A 23,215-nucleotide genomic window follows, 5' to 3' on the forward strand; every position below is an offset into this window, starting at 1 on the left:
ATTACGCATCTCCCTGCAATGTTTTTGCTTTTTCAACTGCATCTTCAATTGTTCCAACAAATAGGAACGCTTGTTCCGGTAAATCATCATGTTTACCTTCAAGAATTTCTTTAAAGCTGCGAATTGTATCACTGACCGGTACATATTGTCCCGGTTTTCCGGTAAACTGCTCAGCAACAGTAAATGATTGCGATAAGAAGTTACGAATACGACGTGCGCGGTTAACGACAACTTTGTCATCTTCGCTCAACTCATCAATACCCAAGATAGCAATAATATCCATCAACTCTTTATAACGTTGTAAGATTTGTTGTACTTCTTGAGACACATGATAATGTTCTTCACCCACAATTTGTGGATCCAACATCCGTGAACTTGATCCAAGCGGATCAACTGCCGGATAAATACCTAAAGCAGCAATACCACGATCAAGTACCGTAGTTGCATCCAAGTGGTTAAATGTTGTTGCCGGTGCAGGGTCAGTAATATCATCGGCCGGTACATATACCGCTTGAACTGAGGTAATTGAACCTTTTTTCGTTGAAGTAATCCGCTCTTGCAAATCACCCATCTCATTCGCTAATGTCGGTTGGTATCCAACCGCTGAAGGAATCCGCCCCAAAAGTGCCGAAACCTCAGAACCAGCTTGCGTAAGTCGATAAATATTATCAATAAACAATAATACGTCCTGATGTTCTTCATCACGGAAGTATTCAGCCATTGACAATCCGCTTAATGCAACCCGAAAACGCGCCCCCGGAGGCTCATTCATTTGACCGAAGACAAGTGCGGTCTTAGCAAGAACGCCACTTTCTTTCATTTCATAATAAAGGTCGTTCCCTTCACGAGTCCGTTCACCGACCCCGGCAAACACTGAAAGGCCACCATGGTGTTTGGCAACATTATTAATCAACTCTTGAATTAATACCGTCTTCCCAACTCCGGCACCACCGAACAAACCGGTTTTACCACCTTTTGAATACGGACAAATTAAATCAATAACTTTAATTCCGGTTTCCAAAATTTCTTCATCCATATTCAGTTCAAAGAATTCCGGAGCCGGTTGGTGAATGGCCCGGCGTTTCGTATCAGCCGGAACATCTTCCTTACCATCAATTGGTTGGCCAAGCACATTGAACATCCGTCCTAATGTTACATCACCAACAGGAACTGAGATAGGTGCACCTAAGTCAGTAGCCACGGTTCCCCGTGCCAACCCTTCAGTTGCTCCCATGGCGATACAGCGTACCACGCCATCACCAATATGTTGGGCAACCTCAGCAATTAAAGTATTATCAGCATCCACTTGTACTTCAACTGCATGTTTGATTGTCGGTAAATGACCGTTTTCAAACCAAACGTCGATAACTGGTCCTATAATCTGTACAACTTTACCTTTTTCCATTATTGTTTGTGCCTCCTATCCTAGACTTTCGCTTCCGCCAATAATTTCTGACATCTCTTGGGTGATACTTGCCTGGCGTTCGCGATTGAACCGTAAATTTAATTCATCAATTAATTTATCAGCATTGGTATTTGCATTTTCCATTGCCATCCGGCGACTAGCCTCTTCACTGGTTTGTGATTCAAGATAACAAATATATGTATAACTTTTAATATTTTTGGGAATCAAATAATCTAACACTGCCTCCGGACTTGGTTCAAAAATCATATCTACACTGAAGTGGTCTGAATTTTCCAAAGACGGAAGTTCATGCAAAGGTAGAAGTTGGTCAACTTTTACCTCTTGCTTAAGGGGATTTATATATTGTGTATAAACCACCCGAATCGCATCATAGTCACCAGCATTAAATGAATCAATAACCGGTTTGGTAATCGCTTCACGCAACTCCGAATAACGCAATACGTCATTTCCTGATGATAAAGCCTTTTTAATTGTCAGCCCAAAATATTCGGCTTTCTCTTCGCCGGTTTTACCAATCATGTATATATCATATGATTCATTTGGTCGTTCACCAATATAATTACGTAAAGTTGATAACATGTTAATATTATAGCCACCACAGAGTCCAAAGTTTGAACTAAAAGCAATATAGGCTACTTTTTTGATGTCTTCAACCGGGCGAATATATTTAATATCCAGAAACGCATTTTTTTGCGCCGCTGCCAGCGCCATTCCAATATGTTCAAAGGCTAAATCTTCATAAGTTTTCAGAACACTAATTCGCTTCTGATACTTTTGCAATTTAGCTAATGAAACCAGATACATGGCACTGGTAATTTTTTGGGTTGATTTTGTGGTAACCAGCCGTTTTTTAATCAGGTTAATATTATTACCCATAATTAATCACGCTCACTTGCAGAAAAGACGTTTTTAAATGCATCTAATGCCGCTGAAATTGCCGCAACATTTTCGTCAGATAAGGTTGGATTATTACGAACTTTATCCAATACATCTTGTTTTTGAACATGCATAAATGACAACAATTCAGTTTGATATCGCTGAATGTCTCTTACTGCTACTTTATCTATATATTTATTTTGCACAGCATATAAAAATACTGCTTGTTCTTCCATTGTTAATGGTTCGTTTACCGGTTGTTTAATAACTTCCAGTAATTTTTGTCCACGATCAAGTACTGCACGAGTATAAGCATCAACACTAGACGCAAACTGAGAGAACGATTGTAATTCAAAGAATTGCGCTAATTCAGTACGCATGCTCCCAGACAGCTTTTTAATAATTGATCGTTGGGCATCGCCACCAACCCGTGAAACCGAAAGTCCGGTATCAATAGCTGGCCGTTGTCCTGAATTGAATAAATCTGTTTGCAAGAATATTTGTCCGTCAGTAATAGAAATAACATTAGTCGGGATATAAGCTGAAATATCTCCTGCTTGAGTTTCAACAATCGGTAATGCGGTAATTGAACCACCACCGAACTCGTCATTCATATGTGCTGAACGTTCAAGTAAACGCGAATGCAAATAGAAAACATCTCCGGGATACGCTTCACGTCCTGGTGGACGACGTAAAAGCAGGGAGATTGCCCGATAAGCAACCGCATGTTTCGTTAAATCATCATAAATAATTAAAACGTCTTTTCCTTGTGACATCCATTCTTCAGCAATCGCACAACCAGAATATGGCGCGATATATTGCAACGGTGCCAATTCACTTGCACCAGCCGACACGATAACGGTATAATCCATTGCTCCGGCTTTTTTCAGTTGGCTGAATACTTTTGCGACACTGGAATTTTTTTGACCAATTGCTACATAAACACAATACACATCTTGATCTTTTTGGTTTAAAATAGTATCAATAGCAATCGAAGTTTTACCTGTCTGACGGTCACCGATGATCAACTCACGCTGACCGCGGCCAATAGGAATCATTGAGTCAATTGCTTTAATTCCGGTTTGCAGCGGTGTATCAACACTCTTACGTGCCATAACCCCTGGAGCAACACGCTCTACCGGACGATATTTATCACTTTTAATTGGCTCGCCGCCGTCAATTGCTTTTCCTAATGGGTCCACAACCCGGCCGAGCATCATATCACCAACCGGTACTTCTACAACCCGACCAGTACGCCGAACTTCAGTACCCTCGCTGATATCACCAGATTCTTCAAGTAAAACAACCCCGACATTATGAGCTTCGAGGTTTAAAGCCATACCAAAACTACCTTGCCCAAAAGCAACTAATTCACCTGATACAACGTTATCTAAACCATCGGTAATAGCAATTCCATCACCAATTGTCATAACATGTCCAACCTCATATTGGTTGACAACTTTGTCATACTCTTTCAGTTGTTTCGTGAGTGCTGTTGTTAATTCATCAGCTTGTAATTTCATGAACTACACCCCTCTTTAATAAATCTCTTTTTGCCATATCCAGCTTGTTTTCAATCGAATCATCAATAACCAGTGAGCCAATGCGAACTTTTACTCCGCCGATAATTGATTTATTTATCTGATGCTGAACTTCAAGTTTTTTGTTTAACAACGCTTCAATCTGAGTGGTGAAGCGTTGTAAAAATGCTTCCTCAACCGGAGTTGCGGTAACAATCTGCGCTAATTCAACACCATGTTCTGCCAATAAAATCCGTCGATATTCGGGAATAATATTTTTCAAATACATGATGCGCTTATTTCTAATAAGCAATTGAATAAAATGCAAAACATTCTCCGTACTACCTTCAAATATTTTAGCCACAATCACTTCTTTTTGTTCGTAATTCAACATTGGTGTGCCAAAAAATTCAAATACCTGGGGAATGTTGTTAAAAGCATCTTGTATTGCCAGCAATTGATCCAATACTAATTTACTTGCCTCAACATTATATAATGCCCGCGCATAGCGTTCAGCAATAACCGGTGTATTACTCATTTGAATTCACCAACTTTTTAGTCAGTTCACTCATCCGTGCCTCAGTATCTTTTTGATCAACATTATCTTGCAAATATGTTTTAGCAACCGCCATAGAAAGTTCAACCACTTGCGCAGCGACCTCTTCTCTAGCACGTTGTTTTTCAACCCGTAGCTGTTCATCAAAATCATTTTGACGTTTTTTCAGCGTTTCTTGAAGCTGCATTTCAGCATCGGTTTGCATCTTATCTGCCATTTGTTTGGCATCATTAATAACCGAAGATGCACTAGATTGAATTTCCTGTAATTTATCACGCGCTTCAATTTTTAATTTTTGTGCCTCTTGATTACTTATCTCCGCATCTTCAACATCTTTAGAAATAGTTTCAGCACGTTTATCAAGCATCGCCATCAGTGGTTTCCAAGCAACCAAATAAATAACAATACCTAATGCGGCAATTGTTGAAACCTGTATTACTAAATTAATTATAGCGTTTAATACATCCTGATTCATGAAGACACACCTCTCTTTTTACTAAATATCAATGGTACCAAACTTCTTATTTGGGCATCAAATTCGATAAGAATAAGAAGATTAAAATCATTGATACAACAAATCCGTACAATGCTGGTGTTTCCGCTACCGCAAAGGTAATCAATGTATTTGTTAATACCGGCCCTTTTGCTTCCGGATTACGCCCGACAGCCTCAGCCACTTTACCAGCACCAATACCTTGTCCTAAACCAGTTCCAATACCGGTAATTACCGCGATACCCGCGCCAATTGCTACGCCAGCAATTGCAATTCCTGTTCCTAAATCCATAACTAGTTACCTCCTACAATAACTTAATTGTTCTTATTAATTATTTTATCAAAAACTCAACATGAGTGTTATTGTCTTACTCTCTATTTTGGCATTAAATTTGATAAGAATAAGAAGATTAAAATCATTGATACCACAAACCCGTACAATGCCGGTGTTTCCGCTACCGCAAAGGTAATCAATGTATTTGTTAATACCGGCCCTTTTGCTTCCGGATTACGCCCGACAGCCTCAGCCACTTTCCCGGCTCCGATACCTTGCCCTAAGCCGGTACCAATTCCGGTAATTACTGCAATACCTGCACCAATTGCTACACCTGCAATCGCAATACCTGTTCCTAAATCCATATATATTACCTCCTAAACTTCTAAACGCTCTTTAATATAATTGATTGTCAGCATAACAAACACGAGTGATTGCACGCATCCGACAAACAAGTCGGCATAGAATGACCATGCTGATAAGGGAATAAATGTTAAAAATGCTCCAAACGGAATCATACTCATTGCAAATTTTATTAACAATGCAATAACAACTCCGGCGACCATGTTCCCGAAAATCCGAATCGAAACTGTAATTGGCTGTGAAACGAAATCAATCAAGTTAAATGGCAACAATACCGGTAATGGCTCTATATACTGTTTGAAGTATCGGCCTTTCAAAGCTATAATTGACAAAATATGCATCAGCAGGAACATTGTAATCCCTAGTGAGAACGCAATAATAATATTCGAGCCAGGTGGATCAACACCCCAAAAGCCAGCAGTATTAATCGCAATTAAGTAAATAAAAAATGTCGCGATAAACGGCGTCATCAACCGGGCAAACTTCATATCCCCGGTATTGGTTTTAGCAAAATCAAGAATCATCTCGGCAACCACAATAACTCGTGATGGCCGTTTATGAATATCTGATCTTTTGATGTGCCAACGGACAAAAAATGCCAACGCTGTGATTACTAACATCGCACATAACGAGAATATGACACCGTTATAAATAAGAATATCCATTCCAAAAATATGAATAGTAACCCCTTCACTGAAAGAGAATATCGCGTTTAAACTTTCGCCTAACTCTTCAGCAGTTAATAAAGTATACATTCTATGTCACACCTCCTTGGAATTTTCCTTGCAACCATATGACAAATATCGTTGTTTTCATCGCTAACGGATATATTAAAATACCAACTATATAAGCAAACGGATTGAATATCATCGGCAAAAACCAGCAGGCGACAGCCCCCAGAACAATAAGTAATAATCTTAAGAAAAGACTCCCACTCACCGCTGAAGAATTTTGCTGCTCAACTGCTCGTTTTAATGCGCGATATAATTGTGTCAGATTCAATAATGAAACTACTGTTCCTAATAGAATCCCAAGAACAACATTCTCTGCTGGCCAAAAGATCAATGAAATTCCTGCAATTATTATTCCATACGCTGCAATAATAATGAAAGGATATTTAATCTCTTTTTCTTGTGAAAACATTATGTCATCAATCTCCTAAAATAATCAACCTTTGCTTGAATACCATGTTATTATACGCCTCTTATTTTCTATTTACAACCGTTTTAATCGCTTTTTGCGCAAATAACTGAAAATAGACGTTTTTCCGCGTAAAATATACAAAAAGAGCCATTGTGACTGACTCCTCCGATTACTTATTATATGAACTTTTCATTATAATTATAACATGCCTCAATATTAATTCAACTCAATTTATAATTGATAACACTTACAATCTATTAAATAGTGAAAAAAGATTAACAAATTGGGCAATGCTTAGATTTTCAGCACGAATATTAGGATTAATTTCCGCTTTTGTTAAAACTTCATAAACTTGCTCTTTACCACCAAATAATTCACTCCAGTTATTCGCCAAAGTCTTCCGTCGTTGTTTGAAAGCAGCCTGAACAAATTGCTCAAACACCTTCATCTCACCAACATCATAACGCGGCTTCTCCAAAAGTCGCAACCGCAAAACTGCCGAGTCAACATTCGGCTGTGGCATAAACACTGTCCGCGGCACGGTAAGCGCAATATCCACATCCGCCAGCATCTGCACAAAAATCGCCAGCGAACCATACTCTTTGCTGCCCTCACTCGATTGTAAGCGTAAAGCTACTTCCTTTTGCATCATAACTACGATTGACGTCAGACCAAGGTCAGCCGTCAATAAAAAATTAAGAATCGGTGTGGTAATATAATATGGTAAATTAGCAACCACATGAATCCGATCACAATCGGCAAATTCAGAATCAATAACCTGCTTTACATCAGCTGTCAAAATATCTTCAAAAACCACTGACACATTACGAAAATCAGCCAGCGTCTCATCCAACAAAGGCACAAGCGTCTTATCCACCTCAAAAGCAACAACTTTTTTTGCTGCCGTCGCTAAATGCTGTGTCAACGCACCAATACCCGGGCCAATCTCAATAACGCCATCGTTAGGACCAATCTCAGCAGAAACCACAATCTTATTTAAAACATTATTATCAATCAAAAAATTCTGACCAAACTTCTTTTTGAAGTTAAACCCATACTTATTCAGGAGCTCTTTAGTACGCTTAGGCGTAGCAATATATTCAACACTCATTCATTCCACTCCTTTAACACATCTGCAACCGCATCTTCACTCACGCCAAACATATTCAAGCGCTTAAAACACTGCTTAGCATTCACTTCGCCGAGATGTAATCGCTCCGCCACAAAACGGCGTCGCTGTTTGTTGCCAACCAAACCAAAATCAATCATCGCCTGCCATGAAAAAGTCTCCACCGCCGCCTGTGCTGTCTGCACATGGCCGAGCGCATGCTGCAACGCAGCGGCGCTCGCGGCCTCGACGCCGATTTTACCGCGATGATCGTGAGCATCATCGCGCAGCACGAAGGCGTGCTCGATCTCAGGCAGCGCCTGACTGAGTTTGGTGCGAATTTTTTCACCGGCGTAGTCAGGGTCAGTCAGCACAATAACACGGCGTTCTTTTTGAACTTGGCGAATGGTTTCAATGGTTGCGTTAGTTAAAGCTGACCCATTGGTTTCAATTGTATCTACATCAAAAAAGGTTCGCAAGCGAATGGTATCATCGCGACCTTCTACAACTATTACTGCATCAATTCTTGGTTTTTGTTTCATAACGCCTCACATTTCTTTTCTATTATACCAGTCAAAGTGTGGTTGCGTCTACAATAGAAAAAAGCAAGTTTTTAAACTTGCTTTTTTCCCGGGATTTCCCCAAAAATTATTTTGCTGTTTTAATTAATTCTTTTAGCGCTTCTACAAGCGGTGCATTATTGTATGGATAGTTTGTTCCCTCAGGCATATAACTGCCAATCAGAAAACGCAACTGTAATTCATCAGTCTTTAAATTGAAGCGCTCTCGATCATAACGGTCGCGACGATTATGCGCAAGGCTTCTGCCAACACCGCCGAAGAAACCCATTACTTCATCAACTGCTTTTGATTCTTTTGAAAATTGATAGGCACCTTTTTCAAGAATATGCTTATCAAGAATTTCATCGTTGTTAATTGCAAGTACGACTAATTGCTGAGTTTTGTTGTTGACACCAATAATATAATCAGAGCTCTCTACCATAGCAACATTCAGAAAAATCTTTGCTGCAGCATTTCCGGCTCCACCGCTTTCGATTTCAATTTGACCAACACCAACAACATAATCTTGTGCGTCTTCAACATGCTCGTTGAACAACCGAACAACAGTTTCATTAATATGATTTGTTGCCTCAGCTTGATCTTGAGCCATTTGAGTAAATTTTTCACCAATTTTCTTAAACATATCTAAAAACACCCTTTACCTACGATTTGTAGTTAAATAATATCATAGCCTCCGGAAATTTGCAACACTGTTTTGAAAATAAAAAAAGCACCATTTAAAAAATGGTGCTTTTTGCCCTACCATCGATTTCCAGGGTAGGAAATAACTTCCTTAGTATTAATAACATAGTTCAACCGTTGATAACGGCTAGCTGGAAAATAATTAATGCCACGTAAGATTTCGAGATGTAAATGTGGTCCGGTTGAGAACCCAGTACTTCCCATCGCACCGATTGCTGAGCCTTGCGACACAACTTGCCCCGGTGAAACATAAACTGAACTTAAGTGTCCATACATAACCGCATAATCAACATTATTTTTATTATAAATCATAACTACATAATTACCATACCCACTGGTACATCCACCACAACCAGTAACTGTTTCGGCTACAACTCCGGTTCCAATTGAATAAATCTCACTACCATAATTCCAGGCGATATCAGTACCTAAGTGATCACTGCTAAAGCCATAATCAGGATCTAAATATCCCGCAGTAATGATACCATTTGCAGTTGGTAAACCAAATGCACCTGAAGTTGGCGGCACCTTTCCAGAAATGTTTGCCAACTGTTGCGCGCTAGTATCTTCAGCAAGTGCTAATTCTTCTTCCAATGCTTCCGAAGCATGAATCTTTTCAATAAGTGCAATTTGAAGTTGGTCCTGCTCATCTTTTTGTGACTGTAAGTCATCGCGAACAGCAATCAATTCATTTTGCTTCGTCACTTGCTCATCTTGCGATTTAACAATCTCATCTTTTTGTTCACGGATTTGATGAATCAAATCTTTATCCGCTTGAGTGATTTGAGTTATCGCCTCACTTCGCGAAACCATATCGGCAAGCGAACTGGCATTTAAAATAAAATCAATGTAAACATTTCCTTTATTTTGTAGCTGCATCGCTTCCATCCGCCCCATAACGAGTTCATTCTTTGCATCAATACTTGCCTGCAACTCATCAATCTTAGTTTGCAAAGCTACAATTGTTGCTTCAATAACGGAAATTTGCGCTTCAGTTTGCGTAATACTATCATTCAAGGTACTAATCTTAGAAATAATTCCTTCGTAATCATCTTTATAACCGGCCAGTTTACTTTGATTCGCTTCCCGCTCTTCACGGATACGATCATACTCCGCCTGACACTCTTCAACAGTATCGCAGGCCTGAACCGGTTCAGGCTTTACATATGACATAACTCCCACAACAGCTACAAGCAATGCAGCAGAAAGAATAATCTTAAAAGTTTTTGATTTCAACAGTATCACCTCGATAATTAATTCATTAACAGTATAACATTTTTCAATGATTTTTCAAAAAAAACGAAAAAGTGCAATAATTATTTTTGGGGAAAAGAAAGAAAAAAGCGCTCGGCCCGAGCGCTTTTTTCATAACTATTTTACCAGCTACTGCTCCATTCAGAGCCGCCATTTGGATATGGAATGATTCTCACCGAATCGACCGAATGCGCACGCCGGGTTGCCTTTGAACCAGGCATATAATTAATATCCACTAATACTTCAAAATGAAGGTGGGTTCCATAACTATCACCAGTATTGCCCATATAACCAATCGACTGGCCGGCGCTAACCGTTTGCCATTCGCTTACATATATTGATTGCAAATGGGCATACACAGTTACATAGTCTCTACCATTGATACGATGGCTAATAGCAATAACATTCCCGAAACCACCATTACAACTGCGGTTACCTTCGTAACAACCGCCAGCAGTATACACAACAATACCGGTTGCAGCTGCCAGCACGTTAGTGCCACCATACTTACCAATATCAGTTCCGATATGGTCGTAGTAGCAGCCATATGAACAAGTTACTGTACCCGAAGCAGTCGGCAGTACCCAGCCGCTTCCCGATGGAACACCGCTGCCACCGCCGCCACTTTCGTTGCCGCCGCCGTTCTCTTCACCGCCACCGCCATTATTATTGTTGTTATTATTTTTTTCCTCTTCTTCTTGTTGCTTACGCAGTTCTTCCAACTTGTCAATTTGCGCTTGAACCTCACCTTGCGAGAGCTCAAGATCAGAGGCTGACGATTGTGCAGCAGCAATTTTCGCCTTAAAGTCAGCTTGAAGTTGTTGCTGTTCAGCAATTAAAGTTTCTGTCTCTGTTTTTTTACTCTCTTGTTGTTTCCGTTGCTCAGCCTGTTGTTCCTGGAAAGCAACAACTTGTGCTTTTTCAGCACTGATTTGACTAATTAAATCTTTATCATATGAAGTGATTGATTCAACCGCATCAGCGCGTCGAATTAAATCAGTTAATGATTCTGAGTTAATAAGAAAGTCTAAGTACTGATTCCCTTTTATAGCCAATTGCATTCTCTCCATCCGGTTACGGATTTCTTCATGCTTTTTAGTTATACTTTCTTCAAGTGTTTTTATTTCACCGTCAATAGCAGAAATTGAGTTATCCAATGCCGTAATCTGGCTATCAATAAGATCGCGTTCTTCCTGTAAACCAAATATTTTATTTTGAATACCATCAGTAGTATCTTCATAACCGCTTATCTCGGCTTGCTTTTTTTCACGTTCTTCTTCAAGTCGTTTAATTTCAGCATTACACTCTTCTGTTGTACCACAGGCACCATCGACCGTGCTTACCCCAGAAAGATTAAATGGTGTAAAATTGATATAGGCGCTTAATAGTAGAATAGCGGCTAAACTAAACCCCACTTTTTTCAGCGTTTTATTCATTACTCTCGCTCCTAACTTTTTCTCTTTTTTGGTATTCATAGTATAACAATTTTTACTTACTATTTCAAATCACAAATAAACGACAAGCATTTTCATAAGTCGCCTGAACAACTTCTTCGTAAGAAATACCGCGTAGTTTTGCAATCTCTTCCGCCACATAATGAACATATCCCGGCTCGTTGCGTTTCCCGCGATATGGCACCGGCGTCAAATACGGTGAATCAGTTTCAATTAATAAGCGATCAAGTGGCACACTAACCGCAACCTCATGCGGTACACGTGCTTTTTTGAAAGTAACCACACCACTTAAGGAGATATAAAAACCAAGCTTAATAAACCGTTCAGCCATTTCCGGACTTGAAGAATAACTATGCATGATGCCACGTAAGTTGGGCTCATCTTTGTATTCTGCCAATATATCATAGACATCCTGATGAGCGTCACGATCGTGAATAACAATTGGTTTATCTAATGCCAAAGCCATCTCAATCTGTTGGCGGAATAACGCCTGTTGTTCCACTTTAGGGGATTTGTCCCAATGATAATCAAGGCCAATCTCGCCAATCGCTACAACCTTAGGGTTGGCTGCCGCGGTTTTCCGAATCATTTCTAAATCTTCCGGTGTGCAATCAATCGTATCAACTGGATGCCAGCCAATAATAGCATAAATCCAATCATACTTTTCCGCAAACCATAAAGCGCGCGCAATCGTTTCCTTATCAAACCCAACTACTGCCAGTTTCTTCACACCAATTTCCTGTGCCCGCTCCAAAACCGCCTCGTAATCCTCAGCAAAATCTTCAGTATTAATATGACAATGCGTATCAAATAACATAATTATTCCTCCTGTACGTTCAAAACTATTATACCATTTTTTTCTTTTTGGTGAGAAAGAAAGAAACCAGCAAAGCAAAGCTTAACTGGTTTCCAATGATTATTCATATTTGGTTTTGCTATATAAAAATGTTTCAAAGAAATATGGTGATTTTTTAGCCAACTCGGCATTTACAAAATCTGTGCCAAATTTTTCGTATAAAGTCTGTTGCCCTGAAAAAAGATCAGTCCCCAGACCTAAACGATTTCCTTTAATATCCACATTCATAGCTGAAAGCACAGTTGGAAATACATCCATTGAATTGAACAATCTATCTTTATTTTTAACCCCAGCAACTTTAGTTTGGTCAAGATTGAGATAGGCATTAAAAGTCCGGCGCTCATAATTTGGATCAAGGGTTTTAAAATATTCTTGTTCCATACTCAAATGGTCGCCATGAAGCACAATAACGGTATCTTCATAGTAAGGTTGCTGTTTCAAATAGTTAATAAACTCGCCAACCATACTGTCAACGCATGAGATTGAATTTTCATATGGTTCAGTACGATCTTTGGGACATGCTTCGTCAGTGTAACCATCGGGGAAGTGCGAATCATCAGCTTCAATAACCATAGCAAACGGTTGATCTTGTTGTGTAATCGCTTCAAGCTTCTCACGAGAAAATTCAAAGAGTTTGCGGTCTTCAAACCCCCACCACACAAGATACTCTTGAGGAATTTTCCCTTCGTCTTTGGCAACTTTAACATCTAAAATTTCAAAATCACCATGGGTTTGATAGAAATTGTTCACGCCGGCAAAGGTGCCATCAGCGCCAACAAGAAACTGCAGATTGTAACCTTCTTGTTTAAGAATATCTCCCAAGGTAATTGCTCCGGTAGCAAATTCATACTTGGTTCCATAATCATTTCCCTTAACCGGAACTTTAAATGGCAATCCCGATTGCTGAGCAAACATGCCGGCAATTGAATAACCGGTTTCCGGCGCTTGGATACCGCCGCCCATTAACTCGCCGCCAGAAAAACTGACAGCACCGGGTTCATTAATTAACGCCGTTAAATTTGGCATTAAATTAATATCTACAGCTCCGCCCAATTCTTTAGAAAAATAAGTCGCCTCAAATGATTCAAGATAAATATAAATCAAATTCTTCTTTTGTTTAGGAAATGTGATAATATCCGAACTTGGTTTTACATAATTATCTTCAAAAAAAGTTGTCGTTTCAGCGAAAAAATATGTAGCAATTTTTAAATTTGCATTCATATAAAAAAGACTTGAGAATAAAAGTGCGCCAGTTATTAGCAAGATTGACAGTTTTTTAACTGACGACTTCAACTTTACTTTTTTTAAAATTAAATAGTAAATAAAAACAACTATCAATGTAACTAGAAGAATAACTCCTATTGCCATTGCTATTTGAATATAAAAAGATGTTGGTGTCCCTGCAGTAGGTGCAGTAATACTAAAAAAGTATTGTTCAAAACTGACATCACCAAAATTATATACCATCCATGTTGTAAAGCCGACCACGAAAATCGTCACAAAAGTAAGTATTGTAATCAATATTAAAAACAAACGATGCTTGTCTTTATTGTTATTCATTGATTCCCACCCTTTCCTATTTTATAACCAAGATTAATTTTAACAGATGTTTATCCTAATATCTAATTAATTTATTTATATGTTTAAGCCAGATTTAAGGTTCACCATTTATTATTGAGTCATGCCCTTATTTATATAAAAAACTTTGGAGGTGATTGCTATTAACTTACAGACTGTTTGAAAACGCTTGAAATTACAAAAACTTGGCAAAAATTGTGATTGAGCGTATCTTGACATACGTGATTGAGCAGATTTTATCGAGTTTTATGGAATTGCGGGCGCTTCTCAACAGTCTGTAAAGTTCGATAATAATTCTTCATAGACACCCTATCTCTTTTAACTTTTATAAATATTTTGAACCGCCTGGCACTGATGGTGCCAGGCGGTTCTTACTTTTCCCCCAAAAAACTTACGCCTACCTTACAATAGTGTTCCTGTACTGTAAGGCGGTTTCTTTTTATAATTGAAGTAAGGATAGGTGACTGGTTATGAAGAAATTATTTGTGGTACTTACAATTGTGTGCTTGAGTTTCACCCTGGCCTTTACCGGTGCAAAGCCAGTGCAGGCGGCGACCGGACTCGGGACGGCGCCGTTAGTGAGCGCGGTTGATAACAGCAATCGCGATAAGCCAATGCCGCTGATTAATTATGTCATTATTGGCGGTTGTGTAGTTGGCGGTATTTCCGGCATTATCATTTTGATTGCGACAATCCGCTATTTTAAACATTCTAAGTAAAAAGGAAAAACCGCGAGGGCTAAACCCTCGCGGTTTTTTATGTCGGGCCAAAGCCCGGCATTTTCACTCAAAAATAACGTTTTACTTTTCTGCAGTATGCATCGTATTCCGTTCCATAAATTGTTCGCAGCGCGTTTTCCTCAAGGTTAACCTGACGATCAATCAGCCATAAGCCACCTACAAAATACGCAAGAAATATCCACAACGGAAAAATAATCAGGATACCAAACAATATCATGAAGAATGCCAGATACAGGGGATTGCGGCTAAAAGCAAATGCGCCACTGATAACAAGCTGTCCCGGCGTATCCATATCAATACCGACCCGAAAACTTTTGCCAAAGGAAATCATTCCCCAGAAAAACACTATCGGTGCCGCCACACAGAGCGCGACACCAACCCAGCCCGCAATTGTATTATCAATAATCAGCGTACCGGCTCCCGGCAACTGAAAAGTGTTAGCAATAATCAGATAGAAAAATAGCAGAACAAATGGTGGAATCAGGAAATCCTTTTTATCCAGCTTGCCAAATTGAAAAGCAGTAATATCAAGGCGCTTCAATTGCCGGGCCCGAAATAAAACCAAACCAATTAATAGCACTAAGGCACCAATCGCAAAATATCCTTGCATATAATCACGCTTTCTAAGCAACTCAGGCGGCAACCGGCCGGTTGCCGCCTAAGGGGCATTATATAAATCACAGTGATGCTTCAACTTCTAATTTAGCATCACGCAAGTCAGCCGCAGTCTCGAAGTCAAGCCGGCTGGCTGCATCTTTCATTTCTTTCTCAATGCGCTCAATAAGTTTTATCTTATCTTTGCGGCTCATCTTATCTACACCGCGAGCATTTTCACCTTCAACCTCTTCACCGAGACTGATATTATCGCGGATATCTTTGATAATTGTTTTTGGTACAATACCATGTTCGGTGTTGAAGTCTTGTTGAATTTTACGGCGACGTTCAGTTTCATCAATTGCATAGCGCATTGAATCAGTAATCTTATCACCATACATAATAACTTTCCCATGCTCGTTACGTGCCGCCCGACCAATAATCTGAATCAGCGAACGACTTGAACGTAAGAACCCTTCTTTATCAGCATCAAGAATCGCAATTAATGATACCTCGGGAATATCTAAACCTTCCCGGAGCAAGTTAATGCCGACAAGCACATCATACTTACCAAGCCGTAAATCACGAATAATTGAAATCCGCTCTAAGGTTTTGATTTCTGAATGCAGGTAGGCAACTTTTAATCCTAGGTCTTTTAGGTACTTTGTTAGGTCTTCTGACATCCGAATAGTAATTGTTGTAACGAGGGTCCGCTCATTGCGGGCAACTCGTTTCCGGATTTCATCAATCAAATCGTCAATCTGATCTTTGGACGGACGCACTTCTACTTCCGGGTCCAAAAGTCCGGTTGGACGGATGATTTGCTGAACAACATGATCGCCATATCGTTCCAGCTCATAGTCGCCCGGTGTCGCCGATACATAAACAACTTGTTTAGTTATATTTTCAAACTCTTCAAAGTTAAGCGGCCGGTTATCAAGTGCCGATGGCAAACGGAAACCATAATCAACTAACACTGTTTTACGCGCGCGGTCACCATTATACATTCCGCGAACCTGTGAAACGGTAACGTGCGACTCATCAATAACTGTCAAGAAATCTTCCGGAAAATAATCAATCAATGTATAAGGGGTTTCCCCTTCATCACGTAAACTCAAATGACGCGAATAGTTTTCAATCCCTGAACAGAATCCCATCTCCTGCATCATTTCCAAATCATAACTGGTTCGCTGCTCCAAACGTTGCGCTTCAAGCAACTTATTCTCTTCGTGTAAAACTTTTAGACGTGCCTGTAATTCATCGCGAATCCGTTCAATTGCAATATCAAGAATCTCCTTCTTAGTAACAAAGTGACTCGCCGGAAAAATCAAAGTATGCGGTAGTGACAACTTCACTTCACCGGTCAAAATATCAACCTCGGTAATCCGCTCAATCTCATCACCAAAGAACTCAACCCGAACCGCACTCTCACTTTCCCAGATGGGAATAATCTCAAGAACATCACCGCGGACACGGAAGGTGCCGCGAGCGAAGTCCATATCATTACGCTTATACTGAATATCCACAAGCTTGCGGATAATTTCCTGGCGGTCAACCTCTTGCCCCACTCGCAGCGATAACCGCTGCTCATTATACATCTCCGGACTCCCAGCCCCATATATACAAGACACTGATGCGACAACAATAACATCGCGACGTTCCAGCAATGCTGCCGTCGCTGAATAACGCAAACGTTCAACCTCAGCATTCCGCTGCGCGTCCTTCTCGATAAACGTATCCGTACTTGGCATATAAGCTTCCGGTTGATAATAGTCGAAATAACTGACAAAGTATTCTACTGCATTCTCCGGAAAGAATTCTTTCAACTCACTATATAACTGCCCCGCCAAAGTCTTGTTATGCGCAATAACCAGCGTTGGCCGGTTTACCTTCTGAATAACCTGAGCCATCGTATAAGTTTTCCCGGTACCGGTGGCACCAAGCAACACTTGCCCGCGGGCTCCGGCTTCAATTCCGGCCGCCAGCTTCTCAATCGCCTGCGGCTGATCACCAGCCGGCTCAAACGGTGCATGAATTTTAAATTGGTCCATATCACAAAACTCCCATCCAATAAAAAATAGGGTGCCTTTTAACTGCTAAAAGACTGCCCTATTATTATACCATACTATCGGTCGAAAGATGGTCATGAAGTGGTCAGCATCACGAAACTTGGACGAATTTCATAATATTGAAAGAAAACAAAGGTGAGCCCTATCACTTATAAGAATAATCTTTCTGAACTTATATTATTTTAGAATAAATGGTTTAATATATTCTTCCGCAAAATCTACCCTATCAAATATTGTGGGTTTAAAGTAAGAGGTGATAGCGACAACAAGATTGTTTTCCGAATCAATATAAATAATATTTCCACTATTACCTATCGCTGAATACACCTCTTTTTTAGAATCTAATATCCACCACAAATAGCCATACTTCATATTTTGATACAGTTCTAAAGAGTCACTTGTTGGTGCAATCATTTCCGCTATCCATTCAGACGATACAATTTGTTTATCTTTATAAATACCCTTATTTAAGCACAATTCGCCAATTTTCGCCATATCAATTGCTGATAAACACAATCCATACCCTGCTGTGCCAATATTTGTAGGATCACAAAACCAAATGTTTGTTTTAGGATCTTTTCCCATAGTGAATTGTTTATGTTCCTCGGCTGTTTCCGCATAATAATTGGTATGTTCTGCTGCTCCGATAGGAATAAATAGATACTTGTTAGCAAAATCAACAGTTGTCATCTCACTTGCCTCATATAGTAAAGCTGTCAATATATGCAAGCATACTGTTTGATAATTAAATTCGCCGCTCAAACCTTTCCTTCCGCCTAATAGATCTAATGATGTTTTCGTCCAATCATCACTTGAACACACTTTCGTCCAAGGATCACCCTTACATTTATATGGCGCTTGCATTGTAAGCAAGTGTTTAATGGTTATATCATATATTGTTTTTTCACCACGTTTCACTTTATACTCTGGAAAATAATCCAATACTTTATCATGAATACTTTTAATCAATCCTTGATCTAAGGCTATCCCAATAAGTAAAGCTACAACACTCTTTGTTGCCGACATTACGTGACACGTGTCATCTTTTTTATAACTATTCCATTCATCTGAATAAACTTCCTTCCCATCTTTATAGGCAACAATCTGGCATATATTAGGTTGTGTGGTACATATAAAATCATGTAATTCTTGCTTCTCCATAAAAAAAATTACCTCGCTTCCTCCTGTAAGCATAATATCATTAAAAATTGATTTCAAGACTTTATTGAAAAACCACAAATAAAACCTCCGGTGATAAACACCGGAGGTTTTAAAAATTTTCTTATGATTAAAATTATTGCTTCATCACTCTAACAATAGCCATACCCAATACAATCAACACTACGCCACCAAATAATACCGTCATCTCATTACTCCCGGTCGTCGGCAAAACAATATTATTGTCACTGGAATCACTTGGCTCTGGTTCCGGCACCGAGCTCAATGGCTGGATGACCGTTCCCGAAAAAGTTCCGCTTGCAAATCCGATAGTAACATCCTGCGAGAATGTATAGTTAACACTATCCACCAGATTCGGCAATTGCCAAATAACATCCGGCGCCGCATAACTGCCGCCATTGCTAATTGTTGCCGGAGCAACTGCTTGTCCGGCGGTGTCCAGAACACCATTAGTAATGCTTAACTCCGAGCGGTAAGGAATTGTTGGCAGGACAATTTCTTGATTCGCCAAGGAAACATCATACAACTGCAAACCTGCTAGCGGGCTAATGTCGCTAATGCGGTTGCCTGATAGCAATACTCCGGTTAATTGCGTCAATCCGGCAATTGGAGCAACATCTGAAATTTGATTATGTTCCGCTTCTAACCAGGCTAGTCCGGACAATCCAGTCAACGGACTCAAATCGCTAATTAGATTATTGTTAAGTTCCACACCAGTCAATTGTGTACTGCTACTCAACGGTGTAAGATCACTAATTTGATTATCATTTAAGAGCAACCATTTTAAAGCAGGAAAATTAGTAACCCCACTAATATCAGTAATTGCATTTCCATTTGCATCCAACTCAATAAGTTTGGGCAAATTGATTAAGCCATTAACATCTCCAAGTTGATTATTATCAAGCAATAAATACTGTAAATTGGGTGTCCCTGACAACGCACTGACATCACTAATTTGATTCCCGCTTAGCGAAACCCAGTCCAATTTGCTCAAACCGGCAATTGGAGCAACATCACTGATAATATTATTATCAAGCTGCAATGTCCAAAGTTCTGGCATCGATGCAATAACACTTATGTCACTCACCTGATTGTTATCTAAAGTTAAAACCGATAGCTCAGTTTTGTTGTTTAGTGCACTGATATTACTAATCTGATTCCCAGAAAGATAAAGATTCACAAGATGAGTCATTGACGCTAAAACACTAATATCACTAATCTGATTGTTCTCTAAAGCTAAGGTCTCCATATCCATAAAACCTGCCAGTGGACTAATATCACTAATTTGATTTCCTGAAAATCCCAGGTCATCTATTTGCGTTAATCCAGACAATGGGCCTAAGTCGCTAATTTGATTTCCGTTAAGCAAAACAAAACTAATATTATGCAAATATTCAAATCCAGTAATACTAGTAACACCTGAATTATTTAAATAAATTGTGCTAATTGTATCAAGCTGTGCCTGTGTAACCATATCATCGACACTACTCATTCCCAAATCATTTCTAATATACTCAGCAACTACCGGATCAGGAAAGATTGCACTAATCGCCGCCGGTGGTGCTACTGCATCTTCAGCAGACACAACCACATGATTTATCGGCATGATTGTTAAACTAAAAAGCACGATTAAACTCATGCAACTCATTATTATTCTGATTTTTTTCATAAAACTTGCGCCCCCGCACCTTATTTTACCCTATATTAAGGAAACCATGTTTTATGCCCCCACAAAACACACTGACAGTATAACACGTTTTACTGAGCTTTGAAACTCTTTCACTTTCTTTTTGAAGAAGTTAAAATGCGGCGGGCCTTGGGCCCGCCGCATTTACTCTGCTTAATTAAATTGTTCAATAGCTTTTTGCAATTGAGTATCGTTGTTTTGGTTTTCACGGTAAGCACGATTCTTTTCGTTCATTGTTTGTACCGTATCAAAATCCATTTTCCCGGTTTGCTCAAGACCATTATCCGCTTGGAATTTTTTAATTCCCGCTTCAGTCTCTTCATCAAACTGGGCATCATAACCAATTTGGTATCCGTAGAATTTCAACAAATGTTGCATGTAACTTACCGGATATCCAGTATCACCAAGTTGGTATACTTTATCAGTAGAAATATATGGAATTAAATATGGCTGAGTTGCTTGTTGCACAACATCAGGAGTAATTCCTTTTTCATTAATCCAGTTTCCGTCCGGAGTTAACCATTTTTCAATAGTCAATTTTAACTGGCTGCCATCAATAAGATCAAAAGTATTTTGGGCAGTACCTTTACCATAAGTTTTGGTACCAACAACTTTAAATCCTTCAATCTCGCGATAAGCTGCCGTCATAATTTCTGATGCTGATGCAGTATTTTCGTTTACCACAACAACAACATCTTTAATCGGGCTTTCACTGATTGAAGAAAACTTAGTTACCGTGCGTCCATCTTTATCAACTGTCTGCACATATGGTTTAGTATCACTGACGGTTTTATCTAAGATTGTTGAAACTGACGAAACATAACCGCCGCCATTATTACGTAAATCAACAATAACCCCGCTAACACCTTCATTTTGCAATGATTCCAAAGCAGCCAAATATTGAGTGCCGGCATCTTCTGTAAATGAATCTAAAACAATATAACCGATTTTCTTATCACCACTGGTAATTACCTTAGTCTCAGCTGCTTCAACCGTAATCGCATCACGAGTAATTGATAACGTTTCGCTCGCGTCACCGCGGCGAACATCTACTTTTACTGTTGTTCCTTTTTTTCCGGTTAATTGATCGACAACTTCTTGCGAGTTGTCGCCGCTCACTTTGTTACCGTCAACGCTGACAATAACATCGTTCACTTTCATCCCAGCAGTTTCTGCCGGTGAACCCGGAAATACTTCGGTGATAACCGGTTCGCCAGCTACAATGAGCAACCGAACGCCAATACCGTCGAATGATGAACTCAGACTTTGTCTGAATTCGTCAGCTTCACTTTTCGTAAAATACGTTGAATGCGGATCATCGAGGCTTTCAGTTAATCCTTTAATAGCACCGTCAATTAATTTATCTTGATCGGGTACTGCTAATGCATTTTGGCGGATAAGCGCTAATGCCTGTTCAAATTTTGCCATGCTGTCATACTGTACGGTATTGAAAGCAGACATGATTGTCGTTGTACCTAATACACTTACTAAGATTGCTACTAGCGCTACTAATACTAATGTATAGGCGTTAAACCGTTTTTTATTCATTTCGTTCCTCCATATGTTACCATGCGCCAGGATAACTTATCACATCACGGGTATTAATAACGTATTGATACCGAATGCCCTTATCTCCTGGAAAGTATTCTATGTTTTTCAAAATTTCTAAATGTAAATGCGGTCCGGTTCCTAAACCAGAAAATCCGGAATAACCAATCGTCTGGCCTTGGGAAACAACATCCCCGCGACTGACCGCCGGTGACTGCAGATGAGCATACATTGCGACATATGACGTACCGTCAACAATATAACCAACAACTACATAGTTACCATATCCACCGCCGCAGTAACTTGTACCACTGCCTTGCGAACAACCAGATAAAGTTTCCAGTACTCGACCATTACCGATAGAAAGGATTGGCGTACCATATCCTAAACCACCAATGTCAGTACCAATATGACCACTATAACAACCAAACTCACAAGTTACCACACCTGTAGGTGTTGGTAAACTAAAATAAGAAGTTGATGGCACGCCATTATTAAACTCATCTAACTGGTTTTGAATATCCTGTTCACTTTGCTCAAGATTGGCATCATGTGCTTCAGCGGCTGCAATTAAGCTAACCATCTCTGCCCGCAATCCATCTTGAGTTGCATATTGTGCTTCCAAGTCAGCCTGCTTTGTTGTCAAATCAGCACGCTTGGTTTCTTGCTCAGCTTTCTTGGTCTCAACTGCAAGCCGTTTCTCATTAATCTCACGAATCAATTCCTTATCGGCTCCAGTAATCTGCGAAACTGCCTCGCTGCGGTGAATAACATCAGTTAGTGAACTGGCATTTAAAATAAAATCGAGATATTGATTTCCCTTATTGGCCAGTTGCATTGAACTCATGCGATCACGAATAATTTCATGCTTTGCTTCAATTTCAGCCTCTAATGTGGCAATCTCATTTTGCAATGTTGTAATTGTAGACTCGATAACTGCAATTTGTTCTTTAGTTTGACTAATTCCATTCTCCAAGATTCTAATCTTCTCAGTAATTCCTTCATAGTCATTTTTATAGCCATCAAGCTTTTGCTGATTGGCTTCGCGCTCCGCTTGAATCCGATCATATTCTGCCTGACATTCCGCCGCCGAATCACATGCAGCAACCGGCATTGGATTAAAACTACTGATTCCGGCGAATACACCGAGCATCAATACAATTGATAATACACTAAACTCTACTTTTTTACGTACTTTCATCATGGACCTCCAAATTCTCTTTCCACTTTTACTT

23 protein-coding genes are annotated in these 23,215 nt (G+C 39.7%); 1 reads left to right on the forward strand and 22 read right to left on the reverse strand.

Annotated elements, in window-relative coordinates; genetic code table 11:
* Position 1: 1 nt before the first annotated feature.
* The 16 genes from atpD to FEZ08_RS00390 form a co-directional block, all read right to left on the reverse strand.
* The gene (gene atpD / locus FEZ08_RS00315) at positions 2-1,405 is read right to left on the reverse strand and encodes a F0F1 ATP synthase subunit beta (protein ID WP_138189706.1); all 1,404 of its coding nucleotides are present in this window, start codon (positions 1,403-1,405) and stop codon (positions 2-4) included.
* A 15-nt stretch (positions 1,406-1,420) separates the two neighbouring features.
* The gene (gene atpG / locus FEZ08_RS00320) at positions 1,421-2,302 is read right to left on the reverse strand and encodes an ATP synthase F1 subunit gamma (protein WP_138189707.1); all 882 of its coding nucleotides are present in this window, start codon (positions 2,300-2,302) and stop codon (positions 1,421-1,423) included.
* A gap of 2 nt (positions 2,303-2,304) precedes the next feature.
* The gene (gene atpA, locus FEZ08_RS00325; RefSeq protein ID WP_138189708.1) at positions 2,305-3,825 is read right to left on the reverse strand and encodes a F0F1 ATP synthase subunit alpha; all 1,521 of its coding nucleotides are present in this window, start codon (positions 3,823-3,825) and stop codon (positions 2,305-2,307) included.
* On the reverse strand, positions 3,809-4,360 hold the full coding sequence (atpH, locus tag FEZ08_RS00330) for an ATP synthase F1 subunit delta (RefSeq protein WP_138189709.1): 552 nt from the start codon (positions 4,358-4,360) through the stop codon (positions 3,809-3,811). Before atpH ends, atpA begins: the two co-directional genes overlap by 17 nt.
* Positions 4,353-4,853 (reverse strand): F0F1 ATP synthase subunit B, encoded by a 501-nt coding sequence (atpF, locus tag FEZ08_RS00335; RefSeq protein ID WP_138189710.1) that lies wholly within the window; start codon positions 4,851-4,853, stop codon positions 4,353-4,355. Before atpF ends, atpH begins: the two co-directional genes overlap by 8 nt.
* A gap of 46 nt (positions 4,854-4,899) precedes the next feature.
* Positions 4,900-5,163: an ATP synthase F0 subunit C gene (atpE, locus tag FEZ08_RS00340; protein ID WP_138189711.1), complete on the reverse strand. Its 264-nt coding sequence runs from the start codon at positions 5,161-5,163 to the stop codon at positions 4,900-4,902.
* A gap of 83 nt (positions 5,164-5,246) precedes the next feature.
* Positions 5,247-5,510, reverse strand: a complete 264-nt coding sequence (gene atpE / locus FEZ08_RS00345; RefSeq protein WP_138189711.1) for an ATP synthase F0 subunit C — start codon at positions 5,508-5,510, stop codon at positions 5,247-5,249.
* Between the two features lie 12 nt (positions 5,511-5,522).
* On the reverse strand, positions 5,523-6,263 hold the full coding sequence (locus FEZ08_RS00350; RefSeq protein ID WP_138189712.1) for a FoF1 ATP synthase subunit A: 741 nt from the start codon (positions 6,261-6,263) through the stop codon (positions 5,523-5,525).
* 1 nt (position 6,264) lies between these two features.
* A complete protein-coding gene (locus FEZ08_RS00355) occupies positions 6,265-6,651 on the reverse strand; it encodes an ATP synthase subunit I (RefSeq protein WP_138189713.1) in 387 nt (128 codons plus the stop codon).
* A gap of 247 nt (positions 6,652-6,898) precedes the next feature.
* Positions 6,899-7,762 (reverse strand): 16S rRNA (adenine(1518)-N(6)/adenine(1519)-N(6))-dimethyltransferase RsmA, encoded by an 864-nt coding sequence (rsmA, locus tag FEZ08_RS00360; protein WP_138189714.1) that lies wholly within the window; start codon positions 7,760-7,762, stop codon positions 6,899-6,901.
* Entirely contained in the window at positions 7,759-8,301 is a 543-nt protein-coding gene (rnmV, locus tag FEZ08_RS00365; RefSeq protein WP_138189715.1) for a ribonuclease M5, read from the reverse strand. The genes rsmA and rnmV overlap by 4 nt, the downstream gene beginning before the upstream one ends.
* Positions 8,302-8,407: 106 nt before the next feature.
* Positions 8,408-8,962, reverse strand: a complete 555-nt coding sequence (locus FEZ08_RS00370; protein ID WP_138189716.1) for a hypothetical protein — start codon at positions 8,960-8,962, stop codon at positions 8,408-8,410.
* 116 nt (positions 8,963-9,078) lie between these two features.
* Complete coding sequence (locus FEZ08_RS00375) at positions 9,079-10,257, reverse strand: murein hydrolase activator EnvC family protein (protein WP_138189717.1); 1,179 nt, start codon at positions 10,255-10,257, stop codon at positions 9,079-9,081.
* Positions 10,258-10,397: 140 nt separating this feature from the next.
* Positions 10,398-11,711: a murein hydrolase activator EnvC family protein gene (locus FEZ08_RS00380; RefSeq protein WP_171014852.1), complete on the reverse strand. Its 1,314-nt coding sequence runs from the start codon at positions 11,709-11,711 to the stop codon at positions 10,398-10,400.
* 64 nt (positions 11,712-11,775) lie between these two features.
* Positions 11,776-12,546 carry a TatD family hydrolase gene (locus FEZ08_RS00385; RefSeq protein WP_138189719.1) on the reverse strand — a complete coding sequence of 257 codons (771 nt, stop codon included), beginning with the start codon at positions 12,544-12,546 and terminating at the stop codon, positions 11,776-11,778.
* A gap of 99 nt (positions 12,547-12,645) precedes the next feature.
* Positions 12,646-14,145, reverse strand: a complete 1,500-nt coding sequence (locus tag FEZ08_RS00390; protein ID WP_138189720.1) for a sulfatase-like hydrolase/transferase — start codon at positions 14,143-14,145, stop codon at positions 12,646-12,648.
* A gap of 488 nt (positions 14,146-14,633) precedes the next feature.
* Here FEZ08_RS00390 and FEZ08_RS00395 point away from each other — a divergent pair, with 488 nt between their 5' ends.
* A complete protein-coding gene (locus tag FEZ08_RS00395) occupies positions 14,634-14,882 on the forward strand; it encodes a hypothetical protein (RefSeq protein ID WP_138189721.1) in 249 nt (82 codons plus the stop codon).
* A gap of 67 nt (positions 14,883-14,949) precedes the next feature.
* Here FEZ08_RS00395 and FEZ08_RS00400 read toward each other — a convergent pair whose 3' ends face one another.
* The 6 genes from FEZ08_RS00400 to FEZ08_RS00425 all read right to left on the reverse strand — a co-directional run bounded on the left by FEZ08_RS00400 (position 14,950) and on the right by FEZ08_RS00425 (position 23,184).
* Positions 14,950-15,513, reverse strand: coding sequence for a methyltransferase family protein (locus tag FEZ08_RS00400; RefSeq protein ID WP_138189722.1), 564 nt, complete (start codon positions 15,511-15,513; stop codon positions 14,950-14,952).
* 67 nt (positions 15,514-15,580) lie between these two features.
* Positions 15,581-17,548 (reverse strand): excinuclease ABC subunit UvrB, encoded by a 1,968-nt coding sequence (uvrB, locus tag FEZ08_RS00405; protein ID WP_138189723.1) that lies wholly within the window; start codon positions 17,546-17,548, stop codon positions 15,581-15,583.
* Positions 17,549-17,743: 195 nt separating this feature from the next.
* Positions 17,744-18,727: a serine hydrolase domain-containing protein gene (locus FEZ08_RS00410; RefSeq protein ID WP_138190119.1), complete on the reverse strand. Its 984-nt coding sequence runs from the start codon at positions 18,725-18,727 to the stop codon at positions 17,744-17,746.
* Between the two features lie 133 nt (positions 18,728-18,860).
* Positions 18,861-20,414, reverse strand: a complete 1,554-nt coding sequence (locus FEZ08_RS00415) for a leucine-rich repeat domain-containing protein (protein ID WP_138189724.1) — start codon at positions 20,412-20,414, stop codon at positions 18,861-18,863.
* 171 nt (positions 20,415-20,585) lie between these two features.
* Positions 20,586-21,980: a S41 family peptidase gene (locus tag FEZ08_RS00420; protein ID WP_138189725.1), complete on the reverse strand. Its 1,395-nt coding sequence runs from the start codon at positions 21,978-21,980 to the stop codon at positions 20,586-20,588.
* Between the two features lie 16 nt (positions 21,981-21,996).
* Entirely contained in the window at positions 21,997-23,184 is a 1,188-nt protein-coding gene (locus FEZ08_RS00425) for a murein hydrolase activator EnvC family protein (RefSeq protein WP_138189726.1), read from the reverse strand.
* Between the last annotated feature and the right edge of the window lie 31 nt (positions 23,185-23,215).

Origin of the sequence: Culicoidibacter larvae, assembly GCF_005771635.1 — a bacterium.
Lineage (GTDB): Bacteria > Bacillota_I > Bacilli_A > Culicoidibacterales > Culicoidibacteraceae > Culicoidibacter > Culicoidibacter larvae.

Coding starts and splice junctions, on each gene's coding strand:
- atpD (WP_138189706.1), bottom strand. CDS start 1,405: ATGGAAAAAGGTAAAGTTGTACAGATTATAGGACCAGTTATCGACGTT.
- atpG (WP_138189707.1), bottom strand. CDS start 2,302: ATGGGTAATAATATTAACCTGATTAAAAAACGGCTGGTTACCACAAAA.
- atpA (WP_138189708.1), bottom strand. CDS start 3,825: ATGAAATTACAAGCTGATGAATTAACAACAGCACTCACGAAACAACTG.
- atpH (WP_138189709.1), bottom strand. CDS start 4,360: ATGAGTAATACACCGGTTATTGCTGAACGCTATGCGCGGGCATTATAT.
- atpF (WP_138189710.1), bottom strand. CDS start 4,853: ATGAATCAGGATGTATTAAACGCTATAATTAATTTAGTAATACAGGTT.
- atpE (WP_138189711.1), bottom strand. CDS start 5,163: ATGGATTTAGGAACAGGAATTGCAATTGCTGGCGTAGCAATTGGCGCG.
- atpE (WP_138189711.1), bottom strand. CDS start 5,510: ATGGATTTAGGAACAGGTATTGCGATTGCAGGTGTAGCAATTGGTGCA.
- FEZ08_RS00350 (WP_138189712.1), bottom strand. CDS start 6,263: ATGTATACTTTATTAACTGCTGAAGAGTTAGGCGAAAGTTTAAACGCG.
- FEZ08_RS00355 (WP_138189713.1), bottom strand. CDS start 6,651: ATGTTTTCACAAGAAAAAGAGATTAAATATCCTTTCATTATTATTGCA.
- rsmA (WP_138189714.1), bottom strand. CDS start 7,762: ATGAGTGTTGAATATATTGCTACGCCTAAGCGTACTAAAGAGCTCCTG.
- rnmV (WP_138189715.1), bottom strand. CDS start 8,301: ATGAAACAAAAACCAAGAATTGATGCAGTAATAGTTGTAGAAGGTCGC.
- FEZ08_RS00370 (WP_138189716.1), bottom strand. CDS start 8,962: ATGTTTAAGAAAATTGGTGAAAAATTTACTCAAATGGCTCAAGATCAA.
- FEZ08_RS00380 (WP_171014852.1), bottom strand. CDS start 11,711: ATGAATAAAACGCTGAAAAAAGTGGGGTTTAGTTTAGCCGCTATTCTA.
- FEZ08_RS00385 (WP_138189719.1), bottom strand. CDS start 12,546: ATGTTATTTGATACGCATTGTCATATTAATACTGAAGATTTTGCTGAG.
- FEZ08_RS00390 (WP_138189720.1), bottom strand. CDS start 14,145: ATGAATAACAATAAAGACAAGCATCGTTTGTTTTTAATATTGATTACA.
- FEZ08_RS00395 (WP_138189721.1), top strand. CDS start 14,634: ATGAAGAAATTATTTGTGGTACTTACAATTGTGTGCTTGAGTTTCACC.
- FEZ08_RS00400 (WP_138189722.1), bottom strand. CDS start 15,513: ATGCAAGGATATTTTGCGATTGGTGCCTTAGTGCTATTAATTGGTTTG.
- uvrB (WP_138189723.1), bottom strand. CDS start 17,548: ATGGACCAATTTAAAATTCATGCACCGTTTGAGCCGGCTGGTGATCAG.
- FEZ08_RS00410 (WP_138190119.1), bottom strand. CDS start 18,727: ATGGAGAAGCAAGAATTACATGATTTTATATGTACCACACAACCTAAT.
- FEZ08_RS00415 (WP_138189724.1), bottom strand. CDS start 20,414: ATGAAAAAAATCAGAATAATAATGAGTTGCATGAGTTTAATCGTGCTT.
- FEZ08_RS00420 (WP_138189725.1), bottom strand. CDS start 21,980: ATGAATAAAAAACGGTTTAACGCCTATACATTAGTATTAGTAGCGCTA.
- FEZ08_RS00425 (WP_138189726.1), bottom strand. CDS start 23,184: ATGATGAAAGTACGTAAAAAAGTAGAGTTTAGTGTATTATCAATTGTA.